The organism is candidate division WOR-3 bacterium, from assembly GCA_016934535.1.
Taxonomy (GTDB): domain Bacteria; phylum SDB-A; class SDB-A; order SDB-A; family SDB-A; genus JAFGIG01.
In genome coordinates this window covers 23,853-29,932 of record JAFGSQ010000026.1, presented here as the reverse complement: position 1 = coordinate 29,932, position 6,080 = coordinate 23,853, and the positions used below count along the sequence as shown (strand labels likewise).

Genomic DNA, 6,080 nt, shown 5'->3' with positions numbered 1-6,080 from the left:
TAAGAAAATGATATAATATATATTTATACAAAGGCACAAAGGAGGCCATGGTGAAAAAGTGGCAGTTTTTCCTTTTGATGGCAATTATTCCTGTCTGCATTATGTCGGACAATTTCAACATTCACACCCAACCAAGGTATCATATAGTTTCTCCGGGCGACTGCCTGTGGAACCTTTCTCACTATTATCTCGGAAATCCATACAAATGGCCTGTGATCTGGGAAGCCAACAAACCTGAGATCCGCGATCCTCATTGGATTTATCCCGGTCAGAAGTTTCTCATACCGGCAATCACAGATATTGTTTCATCTCCTGAACTTTTTGACGTTCCTCCCGCCATCCAAGTATCACTGTTTGACATCGCTCAGCCTGTCGTGGCTTATGAACTCTCGTTCAGGTGCGGTTATGTTTCCAGAGAACCATACAGAGCAAAGGCTCATATTGTCGACTATCACGACAGGGAAGTCCCGCAATTAAGCACCGGTTTTCAGGTTTATATAGACGCCGGAACCAATAAAGGCATAAGCGAGGGACAATTCCTGTTGATAGAGAGAGAGACATATTCCATCAGCGATCCCATAACCGGCAGAGACCTCGGAAAAATTATATATCCTTTGGGTATATTGAGAGTTATCGAAACAAAAGCCGACGTATCACGATGCCTTATTCAGGAAATTTATGACAATTCCATCGAACTTGGTGAAGCGGTTTCCTTGTTTGAAACTCCTTCCATCCCTCTGAATACCCAGATGAAACTCACCGACAAAAACATCACCGGTTATATAATCAGAATACTCAACTATTTTGGAACAATCAAAAACACATCTTTCGTCTATGTCAACATAGGTTCAAACAACGATGTCATTGTAGGCGATGTTTTTGAGATATTGATCCCTTCACAGGAAGTAACAAATCCGGCAACAGGCGCAAAAGTCATAATTCCGGAAAGACCCTCCGGCTATATTCAGATACTGAACGTGCAAAACGAATCCGCAACGGGTTACATCTTCGGAATCAACGGTCTTTCTGAAATAAAAGAAGGAGACAAAATAAAACTCGTCTGCAGAGCTGAATTGTAATTTTGCAGAAAAAACGAGGGCAATCTCATGGATGAAGAAAAAAAAATTGATTTGCTCAGAAAAGTCGCCCTGTTCAGAGGATTGAACCGCGAAGAGATAATCGAACTCCTGAAAAGAGCAAAGTTGAAAATATTCTCTCAGGGTGAGACGATTTTCAACGAAGGCGAAAAAGGCGACTCCATGTATGTAATTATCAAAGGTAAAGTCAGAATCTCCACGATAGTCCCGGGAGTCGGCGAAGAAGCTCTCGCGATATACGGACCGGGAGAGATTATCGGAGAAATGGCTCTGGTCGAAGCGTCAAAAAGGTCCGCCACGGTCACTGCTGAAGAAGAAACAGAAACCATAGGTTTTAAAAGAGAAAAACTCATAGAATTCATGCAGGAATACCCCGGCGCGGGCATTAACATTCTTTGGGTCCTGGTCAGGACTCTGGCCGAAAGACTCAGAGCAACCAATGAAAGACTGAAACCTATTTTCGCGCTCGCAAAGACGTTTTGAAAGGCAAATTCAAGCTCCACGATTTCAAAAAGCGCAAATTGGAAAAAAAAAAGATTTGCGCGCTCACAGCTTATGACTACTGCACGGCTAACTGGCTTCAGAAATCCTGCGTTGATTTCATACTCGTCGGAGATTCGGCCGGCATGGTCGTATACGGCTCTGAAAACACTCTTTGCGTCAAAGTGAACGACATCCTTCGCTTTTGCAAAGCGGTAAGAAAAGGCGCCCGGGAAACTTTCATAGTAGCAGACATGCCGTTTCTTTCGTATCAGCTTTCCATGGAAAAAGCCGTTAAAAACGCCGGGAAACTGATAGCCGAAGGCGGAGCTGACGCCGTCAAGATCGAAGGAGGCTCCGTTGTAAAAGACAAGATAGAAGCTGTCTTGGCTGCCGGAATGGCAGTTCAGGGTCACCTCGGACTCACTCCGCAATCCGTGTCGCGCTTTGGAGGATACAAGGTTCAAGGCAGGACTTTCAATGACGCGGCAATGATAGTTGACGACGCTAAAATGCTTGAAGATTTAGGTGTTTTCAGTTTGGTTCTTGAATTTATCCCTTTCGAGTTAGCTGAAAAAATCACTTCGTCTCTCACTATCCCGACTATCGGAATCGGCAGCGGCGGCGCCTGCGACGGACAGATTCTTGTCACAAACGACCTGCTCGGTCTGACGCCGGAAAACATTCCGAGATTCGCTAGAAAATACGCGGAAATAGGCGAAACCATATCAGGGGCCGCTTCGAAATATATCGAAGATGTCAGATCGGGCAATTTTCCGTCGGAAAAGGAAACTGTCCGCCTTCAGCCGGAAGAAGCGGATGAAATAGACAAGTTATGAATGAAGATATTCTATCACTGACCGAAACTCAGATAACCGAAAAACTGATCGAACTTCTCCAGTCAAAAAAAATCATAAAGAAGGAATATCTTGAAAAAATGGAAAGACATTCCAAAATATCGGGTCAGGATGTTCTTACCTCGCTCGTCTCCACCAAAGCAATCTCCGAAGACGTAGTTTATGAAAATTTAGCCGAATTACTTGGCGCTCCTTTCATACACATCGACCCCCTCACACTCGACCTGGAAATAGTTACAGGAGCCATTCCTCAGAAATTTTCCAAACACAACAAAATAGTGCCTCTATCGCGCGAAGGAGACAGCCTGACTGTTGCTTTCTGCGAGCCCTCGGTTTTGAAGCTCAGAGACGACCTCGAAAATCAACTTCACATTAAATTGAATTTTGTTATGGCCAAGCCTTCCGACGTCGAAAAAATTATTGAGGGATTTTTTTCCTTCCACTCGGCTTTAAAAGCCGCTGAAACTCTTCTGCGTTCGGGCACCCTCGAGTCCAAAAATATTTTCAACAAAGAATACCTGAGTCAGACTGACATCGAAGTCCAACCCGACATAAAACCCGTCGTCACGGCAGTAGACAATCTGTTCTCCTACGCATTTGAACAAAGAGCTTCGGACATTCACATCGAACCGAAAAGAAACCTCTCTTTAGTCAGAATGAGAATTGACGGTGTTCTTCACGACGTTCACGTAATACCGAACATTGTACACTCCGCCATCGTGTCGAGAGTCAAAATTCTTTCCGGACTCGACATTTCCCAAAAGAGAATACCTCAGGACGGAAGAATTAAAAAGAAATACAAAGACAACGAACTGGAAATAAGAATTTCCACGGTCCCGACAGTATTCGGAGAAAAAGTAGTTATGAGAATATTCGACCCCGACGTACTTCTGCAGAACATAGGAGATCTGGGATTTTTCGACGACGACATGTCGCTCGTCAGGGAATTCCTGGGGCACAACGAAGGGATAATCTTGCTTACAGGACCGACAGGAAGCGGAAAAACAACAAGCCTCTATTCTCTTCTAAGAGAGCTTTCAAAACCGGAAGTCAACATTGTGACCATAGAAGATCCCGTCGAACTCGTCTACGAAGATTTCAATCAGATACCTATAGACAACAAATCCGGAATAAGCTTCGCCAATGCCCTTCGCAACGTTCTCAGGCAGGACCCTGACATAATTATGGTCGGAGAAATAAGGGACAAAGAAACCGCTGAATACGCAATTCAGGCGGCTTTAACCGGCCATCTCGTGTTTTCTACTCTCCACACGATTGACGCCCCTTCGGCAATTTCGAGAATGGTCAACCTCGGTGTTCCGAAATTCCTTTTGTCGAGCACTCTCATTGGTGTAATAGCGCAAAGGCTTATAAGAAAAAACTGCCAGTTCTGCTCTGAAAGTTTTAATCTTCCCCCGGATGCGGTTGAAGCGCTGGAAATCGAAAAGAACCAACTCTCCACGGCAGGCGTCAAAATCGGAAAAGGCTGTGTTCAGTGCAGGGGAACCGGTTTTTTATACAGAACAGGTATTTTCGAAATTCTCAAAATCACTCCTGAAATACGGAAGTTCATAGTTATTGGAGAAAGCCTCAATCTTATCAGGTCCGAGGCAAAGAAAAACGGAATGAGATCCCTGCGAGAGGCGGCGGCGGCAAAAATGCTCCTCGGAGAGACCTCTCACAAAGAAGTCTTCAGGGTCACGGGCTCTTCGCACTATCTCATTGAAGATTACTGAAAAATTTTCAATTTTCTTTTTGAGCGATTCATTTTTCAACCTGCGGGCGAGCGACATGGCTTCAGCAACTGTTTTTTCAGGGAATGTTCGGTCTCCACGTAATGAATGCAACTCCAGTTTGTATACGAGCACCGTCGCTAAAAGAAATTTTACTCCCAATTTCCTGAAAATTTCGGCAGACTCCGATAGATACTTTTCGGCTTCTTTGTAATTTTTCATTTGAGTATGCATTTTCCCAAGATTTCCAAGCAATATACCTTTGCCTTTTTCGTCTCCTATCCTGTCTTTTATATCAAGAGCTTCCTTGAAATATTTTTCCGCAGATTTATAATCCTGCTTTTCAATCAGCAATGATCCTATATTGTTCAAGACTCTCGATGTTTCGAGTGGGTCGTCAATTTTTCTGTTGAGCTTAAGGCTTTCCGAAAAGCATCTTCTTGATTTTCTGAAATCGCGCAAATCCATATACAGCAACCCGATATTCAGAGAGGTTTTAGCTAAAATCGAATGCAGTTTGAATTTCCTGCAAAACGCAAGACATTCGTTAAAATATCTGAGAGATTTTTTATAATTTTTTTTCTCATAATACAGGTAAGCGGTGTTGAATTTGATGTTAGAAACTGTAATCCTGTCGCCCTGCTTTTCTGAAATCCTCTGGCTTTTCCTGTAGTAACTAATAGCTTTGTCGTAATCCCCTGTTTCAGAATAAACGTTGGCTATATTCATAAAAATTCTCGGGTCATCACCTGAACTGCCGGAACTTATCATTGACCCTATGCTTTTCTTGTAATAATACAGCGCTTTTGCGTAATTATTTTTGTAGTAGAAGATCCTGCCGAGAAGATTGTAGGATTTGTGCTTATTTTGTCTGTAATATGGTTTTTTAGCGATTTTCAAAGAAAGTTTTGCAGTCTCAATTGCCTTGACGTATTTTCCTTGGACGATGTAATCATCCCCGAGTGAATAATACGTTTTGAAAAGCAAATCTTCAGCTGTTTTTCTGTCCAAGGACGCTTTTTTTTCTTTTTCGGTAACTTTTTTACAGATCTTAATGTTCTCCAAGAGATTCTTTTTCGACAACAAAATCTCTCCGGCTTTCGAATGAATCTCCGACAATTCCAGATTTATCATAACTGTTTTTATGGGATCTTTCTGCCTGCTCAGATTCGTTTTCGCTTTTGAATACAGTTCAACGGCTCTTTTGTAAAATAATCTTTCTTTGTCGTAACGCGCCGCTTTTACGAAATATTCAGCGGAATTTCTTAAATCATTCGCTTTGTCCAAATGATAGGCAATCTCTTCAAAATAGTTCTTTTTTTCTCCGTATTTATCTTGAATGCATCTTGCCGCAGCGGAGTGCCGGCGAGCAATTTCGGATTCGAGCATCATTCCGTAGACTGCTTTGGAAACTATATCACTCTGGAATCCTACTTCTTTTCGGCCTTTAGCGAAAAGAAATCCTTTCTCGGTCAACTCTTCTAAAAGCCCATAAATGCGGTTTCGCCTGACTTTATGAATATCGGAGAGTATTGACACTTCAATTCTTTTTCTGAACACCGAGCAAGAAAAAAGAATATCCTTGGCATCGTTTTCCAGCCTGTCAATTTTAGCGATAATGACGTCTTTTATACTGCCTGGAAGATTCTGCGTTTCTTTTTTCAGATAAGCTTTATTGTCCCTGGTCTCGAAAAGACCGCTTTTTTTGAGAAAATCGCAGTAAGTAGCCAGAAAATAAGGATTTCCGCGTGTAGTATTGAAAAGGTATGAGGAAAATTGCTTCGAAAGTTTTAAACTAAAAAATTTTTCGGCCAAGTCAGAAATCTCTGCCGGAGTAAGTCTTTTCACATCTATCAGAGTCCTTTTGCCCTTTAAGGTTTTAAAAATCATTTTTCTGGATCCGTCTCCTGCGT

General features: G+C 42.5%; 4 protein-coding genes and 1 pseudogene. 4 read left to right on the top strand and 1 reads right to left on the bottom strand.

Translation table 11 applies throughout. The features are described from left to right. Positions 1–50 precede the first annotated feature (50 nt). The 4 genes from JXL83_05110 to JXL83_05095 are packed head-to-tail and all read left to right on the top strand — an operon-like array spanning position 51 to position 4,170. A complete protein-coding gene (locus tag JXL83_05110) occupies positions 51–1,079 on the top strand; it encodes a LysM peptidoglycan-binding domain-containing protein (GenBank protein MBN2363490.1) in 1,029 nt (342 codons plus the stop codon). Between the two features lie 27 nt (positions 1,080–1,106). Then, positions 1,107–1,580 carry a cyclic nucleotide-binding domain-containing protein gene (locus JXL83_05105; protein MBN2363489.1) on the top strand — a complete coding sequence of 158 codons (474 nt, stop codon included), beginning with the start codon at positions 1,107–1,109 and terminating at the stop codon, positions 1,578–1,580. Then, positions 1,577–2,416 (top strand): 3-methyl-2-oxobutanoate hydroxymethyltransferase, encoded by an 840-nt coding sequence (gene panB / locus JXL83_05100; GenBank protein MBN2363488.1) that lies wholly within the window; start codon positions 1,577–1,579, stop codon positions 2,414–2,416. Before JXL83_05105 ends, panB begins: the two co-directional genes overlap by 4 nt. Then, entirely contained in the window at positions 2,413–4,170 is a 1,758-nt protein-coding gene (locus JXL83_05095; protein MBN2363487.1) for a type II/IV secretion system protein, read from the top strand. The genes panB and JXL83_05095 overlap by 4 nt, the downstream gene beginning before the upstream one ends. Positions 4,171–4,437: 267 nt before the next feature. On the opposite strand, the pseudogene JXL83_05090 reads toward JXL83_05095, so the two are convergent. Continuing rightward, positions 4,438–6,057: pseudogene (locus JXL83_05090) on the bottom strand (tetratricopeptide repeat protein). Positions 6,058–6,080: the final 23 nt, after the last annotated feature.